We start from the raw sequence: 17,346 nt of genomic DNA, 5'->3' as shown, positions 1-17,346 counted from the left end.
TTTGACCGCTAAGGACCGGCCGTTATGACGTCACCTGCGCGTATCCTCCTGGTTGAGGACGAACCCCTGATCGCCATGATGCTCGAGGATTTTCTCGACATGCTCGGCCGCACCGTCGCCGGCACCGCCGACAGCGTGGCGTCCGCCGTTGCGGCGATCGACAAGGGCGGCGTCGACGGCGCGATCCTCGACGTCCATCTGCGCGGCGGGGAAAAAAGCTGGCCGGTCGCGGACAAGCTGGCGGCGGCGGGCATCCCGTTCGTGCTGGCGACCGGCGGATCGGGCGATACCATCGAACCCGCGCACCGCGACCGCCCGGTCCTGTCGAAACCGTTCACTATGGATGCCGTCGAAAAGGCGTTGAACGATCTCGGCTGACCTCTCGGCCGATCCGGCACGGGATTGATTGACAGGGCAGGTCGTTCGGGCGAGCATGATCCATGCTGCCCACGATCCTGCTTGCGGTCGCACAGGTGACCGCCCCGCCACCCGCCGCCCCGCCCGAAGAGATCGTGGTCGTCGGCCACCGCGCAACGGACGCGCTGGCCGCCTGCCTGGCGCGCAAATGCCCGCCGGCGGAGGATGTCGAAGCCTCGCTCCAGGCGTCGGTCGAGCAATTTTCGGCCGGGCGCTATGCGAAGGCCCGGCATGTGTTGCTCCGGTCGATCGCGCGTAACCGCCGCCATGCCGCGGACCTGCCCGGACCGGTCTCCAGCCTATATGCGACGCTTGCCACCGTGGCCGAGCATGACGGATATCCGCGCGAGTGGATGTATGCGTCGCGCGGCAATGTTCAGGTCCTGCGCAAATATCTGGGTCCATCCAATCCGGCGACCTTGCAGGAGGAAATGACTCTGGCCCGCGATCTGCTCGAAAACGGCAACATTTCCTCGGCAACCGGTACCCTCACCAAGGTACAGCGCCTCGCGCTCGACAGCGGAAAGACAGACCTCGCGGCGGGGGCCACGTTCCGCCTGGCGTGGCTGGAAATGGGATTGGGCAACCAGAAGCGCGCGATGCGGCTGATGGATGACGCCATTGCCATTGCCGGCCCGGCGAATCGCACGATGAACGACCTGCACGCGATATTCCTGGCGCGCATCGCCCTGCGCAAGGGGGATGGCGGTGCGATCGATGCGCTGGCCGCACGGCTCCGCCAGTCGGCGGTCGCCCGTCCGACGCTATTGTCGTCACGACCGGTGGAGGACGTTCAGGCCCCCGCCGGCATGATGTCGAACGGGGCCGCGACCGGCGATATCCGACTGGCCGATGTGGGATACTGGATCCGGCCAGACGGGCGAACTTCGGATGCCGAAATATTGACCACGTCCGGACTGGGGCAGTGGGAACGCGCCGTGCTGCAACAGGTCCGCGAACGCCGATATATTCCGCTGGAGGTTCCGGCGGGGCATCCCGGCATCTATCGCATTGACCGTTTCACGATCCGGTCGGCCTTCGACTTCGTGACCGGTTCGCGGATTGCGCAGCGCGCTGGCCGGGCCACTACCCACATCGTCGACCTGACCGAAACCGAGGCGATGACGGCAGCGCAGAAGCGTCGCGTTGCGGAGGCGACCGGCACCAGCAGTTGACCACCCGACGCCATTGCCCTGATCTCAGGCTGTACGTTACGATACCGGAATGATCGCCCAGCTATCTGCCGCCCTGATCGCGCTCGCCGCCCCGGCCGAGGACGATTTCGACCCGACGACGATCAGCGAGGTCGATGCGCTGCAATGCAGGCTGGACGTGCCGTCCTATAACGGTTTCGCCTTCGCGATCACGGGCGAGGAACAGATTGCCCGCAAGCGCGGCTGGCGCAAGGTCGACAGCGGCAATCCGATGCTTGATGAATATGAACTGCCCTCGCCGATCAGGATCGGCAGCTGGTCGACCCGGCGCATCGCCTTTTCATCCTCGGGGATCGTCGCGATCCTCGACGTGGCCGATCCGGCCGTGGTGGCGAAGGGGGAGGGGATTGCGAACGCGCTGGATGCCGATGCGATGTACCGGGACCTCGGCATTGCCATGCCGGCAGGTGGTTTCCGCAAGTTCCTCGGGCAGAAGGTGGTCGTCGACAAAACGGTGCCCGCGACCGCCGACGATCCGTTCGGCTCCCATGTTACCATCGCCCGGTCGATCAGCAATGTCACCACCCTGCCGGGCAAGACGCTCTACGGCTGTTCCTATCGCATGGAACTGCTGGACAAGAACGGCAAGCCGCTGTGAACCGACGTTCCAGGGCCCTTGCGGAACGGGAACAAAACGAATACATGCAAATCCAACAAGGCGCGTTGAACCCTCGGCGCGGTTGCTCTACGCGAAAGGCTGGACATGGCGGCAAATCTGAAGGCGGTCGATAGCAAGATGGCGGCAGCGAACGACAAGGCGGCGGGCGAACGGCAAAAGGCGCTCGACGCCGCGCTGGCGCAGATCGACCGGGCATTCGGCAAGGGTTCGGCGATGAAGCTGGGCCAGAAGGAAGCGATGCAGGTCGAGGCGATCTCGACCGGCTCGCTGGGTCTCGACATCGCCCTTGGCGTCGGTGGCCTGCCGCGCGGGCGCGTGATCGAAGTGTACGGGCCGGAAAGCTCGGGCAAGACGACGCTCGCGCTGCATGTGCTGGCGGAAGCGCAGAAGGGCGGCGGTACCGTGGCCTTTGTCGACGCCGAACACGCGCTCGATCCGGTCTATGCGAAGAAGCTGGGCGTCAACATTGACGAACTGATCGTGTCGCAGCCCGATACCGGCGAACAGGCGCTAGAGATTACCGATACGTTGGTGCGGTCGAACGCGATCGACGTGCTGGTGGTCGATTCGGTCGCCGCGCTGGTTCCGCGTGCCGAAATCGAGGGCGAGATGGGCGACAGCCATGTCGGCCTGCAGGCACGTCTGATGTCGCAGAGCTTGCGCAAGCTGACCGGTTCGATCAGCCGCTCGCGCTGCATGGTGATCTTCATCAACCAGCTGCGCATGAAGATCGGCGTGATGTACGGTAACCCGGAAACCACGACCGGCGGCAACGCATTGAAATTCTACGCGTCGGTCCGGCTCGACATCCGCCGCACCGGCCAGATCAAGGACCGGGACGAGATCATCGGCAACACCACCCGCGTAAAGGTGGTGAAGAACAAGGTCGCGCCGCCGTTCAAGCAGGTCGAATTCGATATCATGTACGGGCAGGGTATTTCGAAGATCGGCGAGATCCTCGACCTGGGCGTCAAGGCCGGGCTGGTCGAGAAGTCGGGCGCATGGTTCAGCTATGACAGCGTGCGGATCGGGCAGGGGCGGGAAAACGCCAAGAATTTCCTGACCGAACATCCCGAACTGCGCGACAAGCTGGAGGCTGCGATCCGGCAGCGGACCGAAAAGGTCGCCGAGGAAATGATGACCGGTCCCGATGCCGAGGACGGCGACGACGAGATGTAACGATCGGGGCGGCGACCGGTGGGTTGCCGCCCGCTTTCGTCACGACCGGTCGCCTTTGCGTCGGTCGCGATGGATCGTTTGGCGAGTGTGAACTTTGTGAACTTTGCCATTCGAACGCTCCGCATGTGGGGGTCCCATGATCGTCGTCCATCACCTTGAAAATTCCCGGTCGCAGCGTGTGTTGTGGCTGCTGGAGGAACTGGGACTGCCCTATGCGGTGAAACGCTATGAGCGGAACAAGGCCACGATGCTGGCCCCGCCCGAGTTGCGCCGCATCCACCCGCTGGGCAAGTCGCCAGTCATTGAGGACAGCGACGCGGGCAGCGCCGGCGGATCGCTGGTCGTCGCCGAAACCGGGGCGATCGTCGAATATCTGGTCGAAAAGGCCGATGGCCGGCTGGGGACCCCGGCGCATCGCCGCAATGCGCTGCACTACCGCCATTTCCTGCACTATGCCGAAGGCTCGCTGATGCCGCCGCTGCTGGTGAAGCTGGTGCTGGGCCGCGTGCCGCTCCTGGGCAAGGCTGCGCAGAAGAAGGTGCAGCCGATGATCGACGTCCATCTGGATTACGTCGAATCGCATCTGGCCGGGCACGACTGGTTCGCGGGCGACACGATGACTGCCGCCGACATCATGATGAGCTTTCCGCTGGAGGCGGCGCGCAACCGTGCCGGCCTCGACGGCTCGCGCCCGCACATCATCGCCTGGCTCGACCGCATCCATGCCCGCCCGGCGTACCGCGCCGCACTCGCCGCCGGCGGAGCCTATGCCTATGCCTGACCGATCTGCCGCGTGGGGTCGGCGACCGCTGCCGACAGCCGCTTGGGCAGGTCGTCAGGGGCGATAGGCAACGCAAAAGCCGATATGCGAGGTCGGGAATTGGCGCGATGACCAGTCGCGCACCGGAAACTGCCGACCGTCATTAGCCAGGACGGCACCGGGTCGACCTGCGCCCAACCCGGACCATAGCCGGCATATTTCGTCATCGCCCCGATATTGGCCAGGTGTTTGTCGATGCCGAGCGATGCGTCGGCCGGCGGGGCCTTGGGATCGGGGCCTTCGAGCGAGGCACGAACTGTTCAGTCACATTGTCCATCGGCCCATCGTCGGACGGCAACAGGATGATCGTATCGTCGTGGCAGCCCCGCGTCTTCAACGCGGCGATCACCCGTTCGACATCCTGATCGAGCGGCTCGACCATCGCCGCAGGAACCTCCATCTTGTCCGCCTCAGCCGCGCACTCGTCCGGGTCAGCGCCGCACAGGGACGGACCTGTTCGATGGTGTGGGCGGCGTTTGGAGCGATGTCGACCGTGGCGAACTACACAAAGCCGTGACGCGCGTTGGCGGGAAGATCGGACTGAAATCTATTTCGGCGGCGATGAAAGCGATCGCTCCAGCGTGGATGCGGCTGCGAGCCTCTGCCGCCAATAGGTCATCTCCGCCTATCATCCGTCGAACCTGCGCCTGGAATTTCGCAGCCACGACGGGCTGTTCGGAGTCCAGTTCCGCGGAAGCGACGCGACTTACGAAACCTCTTCTTTGTCGCGTGCCGCCGGCAATACGGGTGCGCTGGGCGATCCGCGGGACTGCAGCGGCACGCTGCGCACCCGGTCGTAGCCGGGGCAGATGCCGGCGCGTTGCATGAATGACATTCCGTAAGCCAGGGCGGCTTGCGCCCGCCCGGCCTTCGAGCGAATCAGGCAGCCTGCCTCGGAAGCGGCTGGAGGAAGACATCCTGGCCAACTTCGAACGACGGTAGATCGTCGATTTCTCTGGTCGGGGCGACAGGATTCGAACCTGCGACCCCCACACCCCCAGTGTGATGCGCTACCAGGCTGCGCTACGCCCCGATCAGAGAGGACGCGCCTTTAGGCCCGCTTTCGCCGCCATGCAAGCCCGAAGCGTCGACAAGGGCAAATGTTGCGTGGGACCCGTGCAGGTGATAGCTGCCCGCAGTTAATCAGGATGCCGTGTCCGCGGCGTCCGCTTTTTCGGACATTCAGGCCAGCAATGCTCGTACCTTCCGCTTTCGCCCAGACCGCTGCCGCCCCTGCGGCTTCGGGTGGTTTCATCGGCACGCTCGTCGGCATCGCGCCGCTGCTGCTGATCTTCGTCGCCTTCTACTTCCTGCTGATCCGTCCGCAGTCGAAGCGGATGAAGACGCTGCAGGCCTCCATCGCCGCTGTGAAGCGCGGCGACCAGGTCGTCACCGCCGGCGGCGTCATCGGCCGGGTGACCAAGGTCGAGGACGCGTTCGTCGAGGTGGAAATCGCCGCCAACACCCGCGTCCGCGTGGTGAAGGCGACGATCGCCGAAGTCACGCCGCCCGCCGGCGCCAAGCCCGCGAACGACTGATGCTCGACTTTCCCCGCTGGAAACGGATCGCCATCTGGGCATCCGTGATCCTGTTGTCGCTGTTCGCGGTGCCGAGCCTGTTGCCGGAATCGGTGCGGGCAAAGCTGCCGAACTGGTACGCGTCGCAGACGATCAACCTCGGCCTCGATCTGGCCGGCGGCAGCTACATCCTGCTCGAAGCGCAGACGCAGGACGTCGCGGCGACGCGGGTCGAAGCGATGCGTGAGATGATCGCGACCGAAATGCGCCGCAACCCGCGCGTCGCGGTCGGCGATATTTCGACCCGCGGCGGGCAGATCAGCTTCATGGTCCGCGACGCGGCACAGGTCGATGCCGCGCGTGAAAAGCTGCTCGGGCTGACCGGCGGCGGGGCGGGGATGACCGGCCAGCGCGAATGGGACATCGAGGTGCGCGACACCACGCGCTTCGTCCTGACGCCGACGCAGGCCGGCCTGAAGCTGGCGGTCGAGAATGCGATGAAGGACGCGACCGAGGTCGTGCGCCGCCGCATCGACGAACTGGGCACGCGCGAGCCGACGATCATCCAGCAGGGCAGCAACCGCATCGTCGTGCAGGTGCCGGGCCTGTCCGATCCGAAGGCGCTGAAGGACCTGCTCGGCAAGACCGCGCGGCTGGAATTCAAGCTGGTCGACCTGACCGCCGATCCGGCTGCCGTCGCACGCGGACAGGCCCCGGCCGGCAGCCAGATCCTGCCCTATCCGGCGCAGGGCGGCGGCATCGCGGTCAAGCGCACCACGATCATCTCGGGCGATCAGCTCGCCGATGCGCGCCAGACCTATGACCAGAACGGCCAGCCCAACGTCACGATCAACTTCAATGCGGAAGGCGGTCGCCGCTTCGCAAAGGTGACACAGGAAAACACCGGCAAGCCGTTTGCGATCATCGTCGACAATTCGGTCATTTCCGCGCCGAACATCAACGAACCGATCCTCGGCGGCAGCGCGACGATCAGCGGCGGCTTCACCGTCGATTCGGCCAACCAGCTCTCGATCGCGCTGCGCTCGGGCAAGCTGCCGGTCGACCTGACCGTCGTGCAGGAAAGCACGGTCAGCCCCGAACTGGGCGCCGATTCGATCAAGGCGGGCGTGACCGCCGCGATCATCGCGACGGTCGCCGTCATCGCCTTCATGGTCATGACCTATGGCCGGTTCGGCATCTATTCGACCATCGCGGTCGTGCTGAACATCCTGATGATCCTGGCGGTGATGGCGTTCCTGAAGGCGACGCTGACGCTGCCCGGTATTGCCGGCTTCGTCCTGACCATCGGTACCGCGGTCGACGCGAACGTGCTTATCAACGAACGTATCCGCGAAGAACGCAGGCGGGGGCGCAGCGTGCTGCAATCGCTCGAGCTGGGCTACAAGGAAGCGAGCCGGACCATTTTCGAGGCGAACGTGACCCACGCCATTGCGGGGTTCATCATGCTGATCCTCGGCTCCGGCCCGATCCGCGGGTTCGCGGTCGTGCTGCTGCTCGGCATCGCCAGCTCGGTGTTCACCGCCGTCACCTTCACGCGGATGCTGGTTGCCGGATGGATGCGCCGCCATCGTCCGACCGACATCACCATTTAAGGCCCCGGCGTCATGCGTCTCATCAAGCTGGTTCCCGACAACACCAACATCCGCTTCGTCGCGCTGCGGAAAATCGCGTTCACCGTGACGCTGATCCTCAGCATCCTCGCGGTCGGGCTGGTGTTCGTGCGGGGCCTGAACTTCGGCGTCGACTTCATGGGCGGCGTCGCGATCGAAGAGAAGTTCGCCGCTCCGCCGGCGATCGACAAGGTGCGTGCGAGCATCGAACGGCTGGGCGTGGGTGAACCCGCGATCCAGCAGTTCGGCGATCCGACGATCGTGTCGATCCGCCTGCCGGTACCCGAGGGGGATTCGGGCGCGACCGACCGGCTGGTCGAACGGGTGAAGGCGACGCTTGCCGCCGAATTCCCCGGCGCGACCTTCAGCAACTATTCGACCGTGTCGGGCAAGGTTTCCAACGAACTGGTGACCAACGGCATCCTCGCGGTCATGCTGGCGATCGTCGGCATCGCGATCTTTTCGTGGTTCCGCTACGAGTGGCAGTTCGGCGTGTCGACGGCGGTCGCGATCGTCCACGACGTGCTGATGACGCTGGGCTTCTTCGCGCTGTTCCGCGAACAGTTCGCGTTCGACCTGACCATCGTCGCGGCGGTCCTGACCATCATCGGCTATTCGATCAACGACAAGATGGTGATCGACGATCGTATCCGCGAAAACATGCGCAAGTTCCGCAAGATGGAGATGCGCGAGCTGATCGACCTGTCGGTCAACGAAACGCTGCCGCGCACGGTGATGACCTCGCTGACCATCCTGCTGGCGCTGACGGCGCTGCTCGTGTTCGGCGGCCATGTGCTGCGCGGCTTCACCGCCGCTATGATCCTGGGCGTGGTCGTCGGTACCTATTCGTCGATCTATGTGTCGTCGTCGCTGCTCATCACGCTGGAGCTGAAGCCCGGTGCGCCGGTGGGTGAGGGGACGGTCAAGGACATCGCGCCGGGCAAGGCGCCGCGGTGAAGCTCGACCGGGTCCGCAAGGGCGACGGCCCGGTCGTCTCCGGCCTGACCAGCGCCGGGTTTCGCGTCGATGACGGCATCTATCCCGCGCTGCTGATGACCCCGCAGCGCGCGGATCTGTGGGAGCCGCCGGCGTTCGAGGCGCTCGATGCCGATGCGCTGGCAGCGGTGCTGGCGATGCAGCCGGAGTTCCTGCTGCTCGGCACCGGCGCGACGCTGCGCCAGCCGCCGCGCGCGCTGGTCCGTCAGCTCGACGCGCTGGGGCTGGGGATCGAGGCGATGGACAGCCGCGCCGCCGCCCGCGCCTGGGGCGTGCTGCGCGACGAGGGGCGGCAAATCGCGGCGGCGTTCTATCCGCTCTGACGCGATAAACGTCTTCGTCTTCCCGGCACCGGCTGGGATAGGTCGATGAAGAAGCGTGCTTCGGGGCCGATCCGTCGAAATTGAACCGTCGCCCCAGCGAAGGCTAGGGCCTCGAGCGGCTCTTGTTGCGTGCTATCATCAGGAGATCCCAGCCTGCGCTGGGATGACGCGCGATCCGACGGGAACAATCGGCGACATCTGTGGTCAGGCGGTCACCGCCCCGCCACCAATCCCGCCAGATGCGCGCGCAACTCCAGCGCATTACGCTCCCAACTGAACGCCTCGACCACCGCCTGCGTCGCTTGCCGGTCGACCGGCTGCGACAGGACCGCCGCGATCCCCTGCGCGAAGGCGCTCGATTCCCGCGCGACGATCCGTCCGGCGGCCGGCACGATCACGACCTCTCGCGCGGCGCCGGCATCAGGAATGACGATCGGCGTCCCGCTGGCCAACGCCTCGACCCAGGCATTGGCAAGTCCTTCCGAAGACGATGCCAGCGCCATGACGTCCGCGGCGGCCAACACGTCGGGCAGGTCGCCATGCGGCATCGCCCCGCACAGCATCACCCGGTCGCCGATGCCCAGTTCCGCGATCCGCGCCGCCAGCGCCGCGTGATCCGGCCCGCCGCCGACGATCCACAGCCCGACACCGGGCAATGCGGCCACCGCGTCCAGCACGATCCGATGCCCCTTGCGCGGGATCAGCGCGCCCAGCGACACCACCAGCGGGCCGGTAATGCCCAGCCGCTGGCGCGCGTCGGCACGGTCGATACTGCCGAAGCGGCTGCGGTCGATGCCGGTGCGATGGACGCGGACCGGCCGGTCGATTCCGGCGGCGGCGATATCGTCGGCCATCGACTGCGATACGGCCAGCAGCCCGTCGGCGCCCTGTCCGGCGGCGCGGACCTGCGCGGCGGTGGCAGGTGCATGGCCCCAATGGTGGATGTCGGCCCCGCGCGCCTTGATCGACACCGGCACGCCGAACCGCCTGCCCAGCCCGACGGCGGCAGGTCCGTCGGGGAAGAAGAATTCGGCGTCGATGACGTCGAAGGCAAAGCTTTCGCGCAACCGGGTCAGGTGCGGCACGAGACGCCGTGCCAGTCCCGCGACATGGAACCGCCCCTGCGTCGCGGGCACATTCAGGAAACGTGGCCGGTCGACACACAGTCCCTTCCACATCTCCTGCTCCGGCAGGGCGGCCAAGGCGCGGTAGCCCGGATGCAGCGACAGCGGGAAGGGCGGCAGGCCGACCGGCGCGATCACCCGCACCTCCACCTGTTCCAGCGCAGCCAGCCCCAACGTCTGGCGCTCGACGAACACCCCGAAATTCGGCCGCACGGCATCGGGGAACAGGGTGGCGAGGGTCAGGACACGCAGCATCGCCGGCCGGTGTAGCGGGAAAAGGGTGAAGGCTTCGCGAAAACATCATATCCCCGCGCAGGCGGGGACATGCACCGGACAAGCTTACGCCGTCAGGCTATGCTCCAGCGTGATCTCGGCATTTAGCAGCTTCGAGATCGGGCACCCAGCCTTCGCACCGGCTGCAATCTCCTCGAACTTCGCCTGGTCGATGCCGGGGACGTGGGCGGTCAGCGTCAGCGCCGACTTCGTGACCTTGAACCCGTCGCCGTCCTTGTCGAGGGTCACCTTGGCGGTCGTCTCCAGCGTGCCGTCGGCAAAGCCCGCGCCGGCCAGCGCAAAGCTCAGCGCCATCGTGAAGCAGCTGGCATGGGCAGCAGCGATCAGTTCTTCCGGGTTCGTGCCCTTGCCGTCTTCGAACCGAGTGTTGAAGCCATATTGCTGGTCGGACAGCACGCCTGACTGGGTTGATACATGGCCCTTGCCGTCCTTGCCGAGGCCTTCGTAGCGGGCGGATGCACTGCGGATCATGGCGAAACCTTTGCGAATGAAGAAGGGGCGGGCCCGTCGCCGGACCCGCTCCTCAGAATTCGCCAGACCGGTTAAGGTTCAACGGCAACGGCCACGGCTGCCGCTGCGCTCGATCTCGCGACCGGCCAGCGCGCCCGCGCCGGCACCCAGCAGCGTGCCGAGCGTGCGGTCGCCGCGCGTATCGATCGTCCGGCCGACCAGCGCGCCGGCGACACCGCCTACGACCAGGCCGGTCGTACCGTTTTCCTTGCGGCAGTAACGACGGCCGTCGCGACCGCGCCATTCGCGATACTTGTAGCGGCGCTGTGCCTCAGCTTCGGTCTTGCCGACCGAAATGCCGTGCTTCGAAAAGGTCGGGCCGACCGGGGCCAGCAGCGATGCCGCGGCGAGTGCCATGATGATAGTGCGCATGGGGTTCTTCCTTTCGTCCGTATTCCTGCTGTGGCCCCTTAACGCATCCTCGCGCTGACGGTTTCATGAACGAAACGACAGGCTCCCGTTCAGGTTCGGGACGTGTTCAGCGCAACGGACAGCGGACAATCGGTTCATACCAGGCGCCGTCGCTGCCCAGATGACTTTCGTACAGGGTCACGTGATCGAACCGCATCGGCGGGGAACGCAGCGCGGCCTGCGCCGCCAGAAAGCCTTCGACCGGTCCCGACCCGCGGTTCAGCCGGGCGACCGTGATATGGGGCAGGAACGCACGCCCTTCGGGGGGCAGGCCGACACGGACCAGCGCGTGGTCGACCTTGCGATGCAACGCCGCTACCGTATCCTGCGGTGCGACGCCGGCCCATAGCGCACGGCCCCGCGCGCCGGTATCGAATCGTCCGACCCCCGACAGGGACAGGTCGAACGCCGGGGCGCGGATTGCCTGCAACGCGACGGCGATGTCCTCGGCAACAGGGCGCTCGACCTCGCCGATATAGCGCAGCGTGATGTGCAACTGGTCCTCGTCCTGCCACCGCGCACCATCGATGCCGTGCATGATGTCCAGCAATATCCGGCGCATCGCTGCCGGTGGGCGGAGTGCGACGAACAGGCGGTGCAAGCGTGATTCCTCCCCGTGACGTAACAAAGTGTTGCTACCCGCGTTTGCCTTGAAATCGCCCGTCGGCCGGACGATATTTCCACCATCCGGCATGTGTGCCGGGAAGAGGAGTTTACAATGGCGAACTGGTCCGATCCCCGGACGACGGCCGCACCGATTACCCGCAACCGCACCACCGACATGGCGCGCGATGCGGGGCTGCGGTCCTACATGCTTTCGGTATACAACTACATGGCTTCGGGCGTGCTGTTGACCGGCATCGTCGCGCTGTTGTTCTCATGGGGTGGCGACGCTTCGCCCGCCGCGCAGGTATTCTACCAGCCGGGCGCGCTGAAGTACCTCATCATGTTCTCGCCGCTGATCTTCGTGATGGTGATGAGCTTCGGTATCAACCGCCTGTCGACCGGCGCTGCGCAGGGGCTGTTCTGGGCATTCGCGGCGGTGATGGGTCTGTCGATGTCGACGATCTTCCTGCGCTACACCGGGCCGTCGATCGCGCTGACCTTCTTCTCGACCGCGACCGCGTTCCTGGCGCTCAGCCTGTACGGCTATACGACCAAGCGCGACCTGACCGGGTTCGGCACCTTCCTGATCATGGGCCTGGTCGGCCTGATCGTCGCGTCGCTGCTGAACCTCTTCTTCCAGTCGGGCATGTTCAGCCTGATCATCAGTGCGGTCGGCGTGCTGCTGTTCGCCGGTCTGACCGCCTATGATACGCAGAGGATCAAGGCGATGTATTTCCAGGTCGCCGGCACCGATTTCGCGGGCAAGGCCGTGATCCTCGGAGCGCTGTCGCTCTATCTCGACTTCGTGAACATGTTCCAGTTCCTGCTGTCCTTCATGGGCAACCGCGACTGATCCAACGGACATCCAGTATAGTGACGAAGGCCCGGCAGGCGACTGCCGGGCCTTTTCGCATGGGCGGAACGCCGGGCGCGGTCGGGTCGTTGGGATGGCGAAGGAGTGAGGGACCATGACCAACGAAACCAACGGTATCGACGACAAGGCCATCGCATCGCTTTCGGTCGCGCCGGATGGAAAAGAGAGCGAGGCGAACCCCGCGCGCGGTGATGCCGGTGCCGATAGCGCTCGCGACGAGGCGTCGGACAGCGACGCACGGCTCGACCGTGGCCTCGACGAATCGATGGATGCTTCCGATCCGCCCAGCGCCGTCCAGCCGGGCAGCGACGGTCCGGCGCCGTCGTCGGGCTATGATGCCGATCATGAAGCAAAGCTCGCCGGCCAACATCATCGCGATTGATCGCGGACCGGATGGTACGGTTCGGGCGGCGCGTCGGGTAGTCCCGGCGCGCCGCTTTTGGTAGGAAACCGCATGACGATCGATCGCCTGCTCCGCCCGATACTGCGCTCGCTCGCGCTCGTGCTGCTGACGATCGGCAGCATCGTGCCGGCGCAGGCGGCGGTGACGATCACCTTCTGGTCGCAGGAGTTCGGGCAGAACTTCCCCCATGCCTTCTTCACCTTTTCCGGCACGCCCGATGCCGGCGGCCCGGCGGTGAACGAAAGCTATGGCTTCACGGCAAAGGCGATCACGCCCGCGCTGTTGATGGGGTCGGTCGGCGGGCGGATCGACCGGCCCAAACCGTCCTATATCGCCAAGAGCAACGCCCATTTCTCGGTCGTGCTGAGCGATGCGCAATATGCCTCGATCCGGTCGCTGATCGACGAATGGGGGGAAAAGGGCGATTCGCATTATAATCTCAACCGTCGCAACTGCGTGCATTTCGTCGCGGAGGCCGCGCGCCGTTCCGGGTTGACTGTCGTCGAGGACAAGAAGCTGATGAAGAAGCCGCGCTCCTTCATCCAGTCGGTCGAACACGCCAACGCCGGGCGGGTTACGGTAGTGGAACTGCCCGCCAAGGCCTATTTCGCGACGCTGCCGCCACCGGCGGTGACAGACGACGCGCCCGATAGCGACGCGGCGACCGTCCCGCACTGACCGCCGCGTTGCCCCTTTTCGTGCGCGTGCAATTGCGGCAGTCGTGCGGGCGAGCAGCAGCGGGAGAAACGGAATGCGGCGTTGGACTACGGCCATGCTGGTGATGGTGGCCGGATGCGGTCAGGCGGATGAGGCGCCCGCACCGGCCAATGTGACGCAGGACGAACCGGTCCTGCCATCCCCCACGCCGACCCCCGAAGCACTGGTGACGATCCCGACCCGCTTCGTCGGTAGCTGGGACAGCGATGGCACCGCCTGCGCCGCCAATCCGGCCGGGTCCAGCCGACTGGTCCTTGCCGCCAATGCGGTGCGGATCGGCGACAAGGACCTGCCGACGCGCGCGATCACCGCTGCCGAAGCAGGTGCGGTCGATGTCGATGTGATCGGCGACCGCGGCGGCATCACCGAACAGCGTCGCTATCGCCTGGCCCTGGGCAGCGGCGGCACCCTTGAGCTGACCGGCGTCGACGGTCTCACGCGCCTGGTCCGATGCGATGCGCCGGCCGGGGCGGAGGCGGCGGCGCGCAATGCCATCGCGCTGAACCTCGCGCCCGACGGGCTGCAGACCGTGGCCGGTGCCAGCAGCCGCGCGGTGCCGTTCGGTACACCGGCGGACGTCGTGTTGCGCGTCGTCGAGGCCGCGACCCAGACCCTGCCCCAACGGTCGCGCAATGCCGAATGTGGCGAAGGCCCGCTCGACATCGCCACCTATCCGCGCATCGCGGTATATTTTCAGGAAGGGCGCTTCGTCGGCTGGTCCGTGCGGGGGCGGGGGCTGACGACCATGGGCGGCGTCGGCATCGGATCGAAGCGCGCCGCCGTGGACGACGTAATCGTCGCGCCGGTCGAGGAAACCGGCCTCGGTCGCGAGTTCACCAGCGGCGGCCTGTCCGGGCTGTACGATGCCAAGGACACTGTCAGCGCGCTCTGGGCCGGCAGTACGTGCATCGCCCGGTGATCGCCGATGCGGGCGCGGACGATGCGGCGGCGGTCGTCGCGCTCTGGCACGCCTGCGGCCTTACCCGGCCATGGAACGACCCCGACGCCGACTTCGCCCGTGCGCTGAACGGCGCAACCTCGACGATCCTTGTCGCACGGCAGGGGGAGGGGACGGTCGGCAGCGTCATGGTCGGACATGACGGCCATCGCGGCTGGCTCTATTATCTTGCGGTCCGTCCCGACCTGCGGGAGCAGGGGATCGGCGCCGCGTTGTTCGACGCGGCGGAACATTGGCTGCGCATCCGGTCGGTGCCGAAGGTGCAGCTGATGGTGCGCGAGGATAACGACGCTGCCTTGGCATTCTACGATCGGATCGGCCTGGAACGACAGGGTGTAGTGGTGCTGGGACGGTTCATCCAACATGAGAAACATCCGCATTAGCAAAGTTACTGATAGTCACTTGCAAAAGCGATAACGGGAGCGTAGCGGACGCGAAACGTTAAAGGGACCGCTTCGCATGTCTTCTATCGCGCTGCTTCTTGCCGCAACCGCGCTCACCCCTAATCCGGCTGTTGCGGATGATCCGCAACAGCGTGGCGAGGAGATCGTCGTTACCGGTCTGCGGACCGAGGGGAGCGACGATTATGCGGTAAAGGCGCAAAGCACCGCGACTCGCCTGCCGCTGTCGCTGCGGGAGACGCCGCAGTCGGTCAGCGTCGTGACCCGTGCCCAGATCGAGGATTTCCAGCTCAACGATATCAACGTGCTGCTGGCGACCGTACCGGGCGTGAACGTGCAGGCGCAGGAAACCGACCGCTATTATTATTCGGCGCGCGGGTTCGACATCCAGACGTTCCAGATCGACGGCGTTGGCCTGCCGTTCCCGTTCGGGATCCAGAACGGGTCGGTCGATACCGCGATGTACGACCGGATCGAGGTGGTGCGCGGCGCGCCCGGCCTGCTCTCCTCGACCGGCAATCCTTCCGCGGTCATCAACTTCATCCGCAAGCGCCCGACCCGCGACCTGGCCGCGTCGGCCAGCGTGCAATATGGCTCGTTCGATACCCTGCGCCTCGACGGCGATGTCAGCGCGCCGCTGACCAAGGGTGGCGGCATCCGCGCCCGCGCGGTCGGATCGTATCTTGACGGCGACAGCTATCTCGACCGCTACGGCGTGCGCCGCTGGACCGGCTATGGCATCGTCGAGGCGGATCTGGGTCCCGACACGGTGGTCAGCGCCGGCTATGGCTATCAGAACCATCGCAGCCGTGGCGCGATGTGGGGCGCGATCCCGCTCTATTACACCGATGGAACCCGTATCGACCTGCCCCGCTCGAGCAACCCGGCGCCGGAATGGTCCAGCTTCGATGTGACCGACCGCCAGATCTTCGGCGACATCACCCATCGTTTCGGCAACTGGACCGCGAAGCTCACCGTGCAGCGTCGCGCGATCGACGAGGATGACCGGCTGTTCTACGTCTATGGCAATCCCGACCGGGCGACCGGCATCGGCATGGCCAGCTATCCCGGCGCGTTCCAGTCGTTCGCGCGCAACCTGATGATCGATGCCACGATCACCGGCACCGTATCGCTGTTCGGCCGCACCCATGACGTGATGTTCGGCGCGAACCGTTCGGCGCAGCGCTATACGCAGGACTCGGCCTACGACTTCTCGCAGGTCGGCGTGTCGCTCCCGCTGGCGACGGTGTTCGACGGCAATTTCGCCGAACCGACCTTCCCCGCCTTCAGCCGCAGCCTCGACACGCACAGCCGGCGAGAGACGGTGTACGGCCTGCTCCGCCTGAACCCTGCCGACCAGCTGAAGGTGATGATCGGTGCCAACGCCACCCGTGCGTTCAGTGAGGGCGTGTCCTACGGTGCGCCGACCAATTACGACCGGGCGCGCTTCCTGCCGTTCGTCGGGGCGACCTATGACCTGACCGGCAACATCAGCGCCTATGCGAGCTTTGCGACGATCTTCAACCCGCAGGACCAGATCGGCGCCGACCGCCGCGTCCTCGACCCGATCGAGGGGGACAATCTGGAGGCTGGGCTGAAGGGCGAATGGCTCGGCGGCCGGCTGAACGCCAGCGTCGCGCTGTTCCAGGCGCGGCAGAAGAACACGGCGGAGTCGGCCGGATTCGACACGGCCATCGGCCAGACGCTGTACCGCGGCGTCGACGCCACCTCACGCGGGATCGAGCTGGAGGTCAGTGGACAGCTGGCACCGGGGCTGCAGGCGACCGGCGGCTTCACCGCGATGCGCATCCGCGGCGAACGGGACGAAGCGGTCCGCACCTTCGTGCCGCGCAACACCGGCCGGCTGAACATCGTCTGGGCGCCGGTCGCGCTGCCCGCGTTGAAGCTCGGCGTGTCGGGCCAGATGCAGAGCCGCATCTACCTCGAACCGCTGGGCATCGTGTCGTCGACCACCGGTCGGCAGGTCCGGGTCACCCAGGACGGGTTCGCCACGGTCGACCTGATGGCGCGATACGAGCTTAGCCCACGCGTGTCGCTCAGCGCCAATGTCCGCAACGTCAACAATGCGAAGGCGCTGACCGCGCTGAACTTCGACCAGGGCTATTACAACGCCCCGCGCACGGTGCTGGGCACGGTGCGGGTCAGCTACTGACGCAAAAAAGGGGGCGGTGGTGCCGCCCCCCCTTTGCACGTCTACCCGCTTGGTTCGAGCAGCTTCGAGCCTGTCGAGAAGCGTCGGTCGAGAACGCCCGCCCAGCGGAACCTTGTTCTCGATACGCGCTCTCGACAAGCTCGATCGCTACTCGAACCG

The 17,346-nt window shown here is 65.9% G+C and carries 20 protein-coding genes and 1 tRNA gene; 16 read left to right on the top strand and 5 right to left on the bottom strand.

Going from position 1 to position 17,346, the window contains the following annotated elements:
- Window positions 1-24 precede the first annotated feature (24 nt).
- From QZ755_RS10750 to QZ755_RS10725, 6 genes are all read left to right on the top strand, one after another.
- Window positions 25-378, top strand: coding sequence for a response regulator (locus QZ755_RS10750; protein WP_294322662.1), 354 nt, complete (start codon window positions 25-27; stop codon window positions 376-378).
- A gap of 62 nt (window positions 379-440) precedes the next feature.
- Window positions 441-1,592, top strand: a complete 1,152-nt coding sequence (locus QZ755_RS10745) for a hypothetical protein (protein WP_294322660.1) — start codon at window positions 441-443, stop codon at window positions 1,590-1,592.
- 49 nt (window positions 1,593-1,641) lie between these two features.
- The gene (locus QZ755_RS10740) at window positions 1,642-2,229 is read left to right on the top strand and encodes a hypothetical protein (RefSeq protein WP_294322658.1); all 588 of its coding nucleotides are present in this window, start codon (window positions 1,642-1,644) and stop codon (window positions 2,227-2,229) included.
- A 105-nt stretch (window positions 2,230-2,334) separates the two neighbouring features.
- Window positions 2,335-3,429 carry a recombinase RecA gene (gene recA / locus QZ755_RS10735; RefSeq protein WP_294322657.1) on the top strand — a complete coding sequence of 365 codons (1,095 nt, stop codon included), beginning with the start codon at window positions 2,335-2,337 and terminating at the stop codon, window positions 3,427-3,429.
- A gap of 136 nt (window positions 3,430-3,565) precedes the next feature.
- The gene (locus QZ755_RS10730; RefSeq protein ID WP_294322656.1) at window positions 3,566-4,210 is read left to right on the top strand and encodes a glutathione S-transferase; all 645 of its coding nucleotides are present in this window, start codon (window positions 3,566-3,568) and stop codon (window positions 4,208-4,210) included.
- A 355-nt stretch (window positions 4,211-4,565) separates the two neighbouring features.
- The gene (locus QZ755_RS10725) at window positions 4,566-4,766 is read left to right on the top strand and encodes a hypothetical protein (protein WP_294322654.1); all 201 of its coding nucleotides are present in this window, start codon (window positions 4,566-4,568) and stop codon (window positions 4,764-4,766) included.
- A 439-nt stretch (window positions 4,767-5,205) separates the two neighbouring features.
- Here QZ755_RS10725 and QZ755_RS10720 read toward each other — a convergent pair.
- Window positions 5,206-5,282: transfer RNA gene (locus QZ755_RS10720), tRNA-Pro, on the bottom strand.
- Window positions 5,283-5,442: 160 nt separating this feature from the next.
- On the opposite strand from QZ755_RS10720, the gene yajC reads away from it, so the two are divergent.
- The 4 genes from yajC to QZ755_RS10700 are packed head-to-tail and all read left to right on the top strand — an operon-like array spanning window position 5,443 to window position 8,716.
- On the top strand, window positions 5,443-5,787 hold the full coding sequence (gene yajC / locus QZ755_RS10715; protein WP_294322652.1) for a preprotein translocase subunit YajC: 345 nt from the start codon (window positions 5,443-5,445) through the stop codon (window positions 5,785-5,787).
- Window positions 5,787-7,379 (top strand): protein translocase subunit SecD, encoded by a 1,593-nt coding sequence (secD, locus tag QZ755_RS10710; protein WP_294322649.1) that lies wholly within the window; start codon window positions 5,787-5,789, stop codon window positions 7,377-7,379. The genes yajC and secD overlap by 1 nt, the downstream gene beginning before the upstream one ends.
- A gap of 12 nt (window positions 7,380-7,391) precedes the next feature.
- The gene (gene secF / locus QZ755_RS10705; protein ID WP_294322647.1) at window positions 7,392-8,354 is read left to right on the top strand and encodes a protein translocase subunit SecF; all 963 of its coding nucleotides are present in this window, start codon (window positions 7,392-7,394) and stop codon (window positions 8,352-8,354) included.
- A complete protein-coding gene (locus QZ755_RS10700; protein WP_294322646.1) occupies window positions 8,351-8,716 on the top strand; it encodes an MTH938/NDUFAF3 family protein in 366 nt (121 codons plus the stop codon). The genes secF and QZ755_RS10700 overlap by 4 nt, the downstream gene beginning before the upstream one ends.
- Window positions 8,717-8,928: 212 nt before the next feature.
- Here QZ755_RS10700 and QZ755_RS10695 read toward each other — a convergent pair whose 3' ends face one another.
- The 4 genes from QZ755_RS10695 to thpR all read right to left on the bottom strand — a co-directional run bounded on the left by QZ755_RS10695 (window position 8,929) and on the right by thpR (window position 11,656).
- The gene (locus QZ755_RS10695) at window positions 8,929-10,095 is read right to left on the bottom strand and encodes a glycosyltransferase (RefSeq protein WP_294322644.1); all 1,167 of its coding nucleotides are present in this window, start codon (window positions 10,093-10,095) and stop codon (window positions 8,929-8,931) included.
- Between the two features lie 84 nt (window positions 10,096-10,179).
- The gene (locus QZ755_RS10690) at window positions 10,180-10,605 is read right to left on the bottom strand and encodes an OsmC family protein (RefSeq protein ID WP_294322643.1); all 426 of its coding nucleotides are present in this window, start codon (window positions 10,603-10,605) and stop codon (window positions 10,180-10,182) included.
- A 78-nt stretch (window positions 10,606-10,683) separates the two neighbouring features.
- Window positions 10,684-11,016, bottom strand: a complete 333-nt coding sequence (locus tag QZ755_RS10685; RefSeq protein ID WP_294322642.1) for a glycine zipper 2TM domain-containing protein — start codon at window positions 11,014-11,016, stop codon at window positions 10,684-10,686.
- Between the two features lie 106 nt (window positions 11,017-11,122).
- Window positions 11,123-11,656, bottom strand: coding sequence for an RNA 2',3'-cyclic phosphodiesterase (gene thpR / locus QZ755_RS10680; RefSeq protein ID WP_294322639.1), 534 nt, complete (start codon window positions 11,654-11,656; stop codon window positions 11,123-11,125).
- A gap of 117 nt (window positions 11,657-11,773) precedes the next feature.
- Here thpR and QZ755_RS10675 point away from each other — a divergent pair, with 117 nt between their 5' ends.
- The 6 genes from QZ755_RS10675 (at window position 11,774) to QZ755_RS10650 (ending at window position 17,187) form a co-directional block, all read left to right on the top strand.
- Complete coding sequence (locus QZ755_RS10675; protein ID WP_294322638.1) at window positions 11,774-12,514, top strand: Bax inhibitor-1/YccA family protein; 741 nt, start codon at window positions 11,774-11,776, stop codon at window positions 12,512-12,514.
- A 115-nt stretch (window positions 12,515-12,629) separates the two neighbouring features.
- Window positions 12,630-12,917, top strand: a complete 288-nt coding sequence (locus QZ755_RS10670) for a hypothetical protein (protein WP_294322637.1) — start codon at window positions 12,630-12,632, stop codon at window positions 12,915-12,917.
- Between the two features lie 72 nt (window positions 12,918-12,989).
- Window positions 12,990-13,616, top strand: coding sequence for a hypothetical protein (locus QZ755_RS10665; protein WP_294322635.1), 627 nt, complete (start codon window positions 12,990-12,992; stop codon window positions 13,614-13,616).
- Between the two features lie 73 nt (window positions 13,617-13,689).
- A complete protein-coding gene (locus QZ755_RS10660; RefSeq protein ID WP_294322633.1) occupies window positions 13,690-14,574 on the top strand; it encodes a hypothetical protein in 885 nt (294 codons plus the stop codon).
- The gene (locus QZ755_RS10655) at window positions 14,571-14,996 is read left to right on the top strand and encodes a GNAT family acetyltransferase (RefSeq protein WP_294322631.1); all 426 of its coding nucleotides are present in this window, start codon (window positions 14,571-14,573) and stop codon (window positions 14,994-14,996) included. The genes QZ755_RS10660 and QZ755_RS10655 overlap by 4 nt, the downstream gene beginning before the upstream one ends.
- Window positions 14,997-15,072: 76 nt before the next feature.
- Entirely contained in the window at window positions 15,073-17,187 is a 2,115-nt protein-coding gene (locus tag QZ755_RS10650) for a TonB-dependent siderophore receptor (RefSeq protein ID WP_294322629.1), read from the top strand.
- Window positions 17,188-17,346: the final 159 nt, after the last annotated feature.

It is taken from the genome of uncultured Sphingomonas sp., from assembly GCF_913776855.1.
Classification (GTDB): domain Bacteria; phylum Pseudomonadota; class Alphaproteobacteria; order Sphingomonadales; family Sphingomonadaceae; genus Sphingomonas.
Note: the sequence above shows the minus strand (reverse complement) of the source record. Positions and strands in the feature narration are given on the sequence as shown.

Coding starts and splice junctions, on each gene's coding strand:
- QZ755_RS10750 (WP_294322662.1), top strand. CDS start 25: ATGACGTCACCTGCGCGTATCCTCCTGGTTGAGGACGAACCCCTGATC.
- QZ755_RS10745 (WP_294322660.1), top strand. CDS start 441: ATGCTGCCCACGATCCTGCTTGCGGTCGCACAGGTGACCGCCCCGCCA.
- QZ755_RS10740 (WP_294322658.1), top strand. CDS start 1,642: ATGATCGCCCAGCTATCTGCCGCCCTGATCGCGCTCGCCGCCCCGGCC.
- recA (WP_294322657.1), top strand. CDS start 2,335: ATGGCGGCAAATCTGAAGGCGGTCGATAGCAAGATGGCGGCAGCGAAC.
- QZ755_RS10730 (WP_294322656.1), top strand. CDS start 3,566: ATGATCGTCGTCCATCACCTTGAAAATTCCCGGTCGCAGCGTGTGTTG.
- yajC (WP_294322652.1), top strand. CDS start 5,443: ATGCTCGTACCTTCCGCTTTCGCCCAGACCGCTGCCGCCCCTGCGGCT.
- secD (WP_294322649.1), top strand. CDS start 5,787: ATGCTCGACTTTCCCCGCTGGAAACGGATCGCCATCTGGGCATCCGTG.
- secF (WP_294322647.1), top strand. CDS start 7,392: ATGCGTCTCATCAAGCTGGTTCCCGACAACACCAACATCCGCTTCGTC.
- QZ755_RS10695 (WP_294322644.1), bottom strand. CDS start 10,095: ATGCTGCGTGTCCTGACCCTCGCCACCCTGTTCCCCGATGCCGTGCGG.
- QZ755_RS10690 (WP_294322643.1), bottom strand. CDS start 10,605: ATGATCCGCAGTGCATCCGCCCGCTACGAAGGCCTCGGCAAGGACGGC.
- QZ755_RS10685 (WP_294322642.1), bottom strand. CDS start 11,016: ATGCGCACTATCATCATGGCACTCGCCGCGGCATCGCTGCTGGCCCCG.
- QZ755_RS10675 (WP_294322638.1), top strand. CDS start 11,774: ATGGCGAACTGGTCCGATCCCCGGACGACGGCCGCACCGATTACCCGC.
- QZ755_RS10670 (WP_294322637.1), top strand. CDS start 12,630: ATGACCAACGAAACCAACGGTATCGACGACAAGGCCATCGCATCGCTT.
- QZ755_RS10665 (WP_294322635.1), top strand. CDS start 12,990: ATGACGATCGATCGCCTGCTCCGCCCGATACTGCGCTCGCTCGCGCTC.
- QZ755_RS10660 (WP_294322633.1), top strand. CDS start 13,690: ATGCGGCGTTGGACTACGGCCATGCTGGTGATGGTGGCCGGATGCGGT.
- QZ755_RS10650 (WP_294322629.1), top strand. CDS start 15,073: ATGTCTTCTATCGCGCTGCTTCTTGCCGCAACCGCGCTCACCCCTAAT.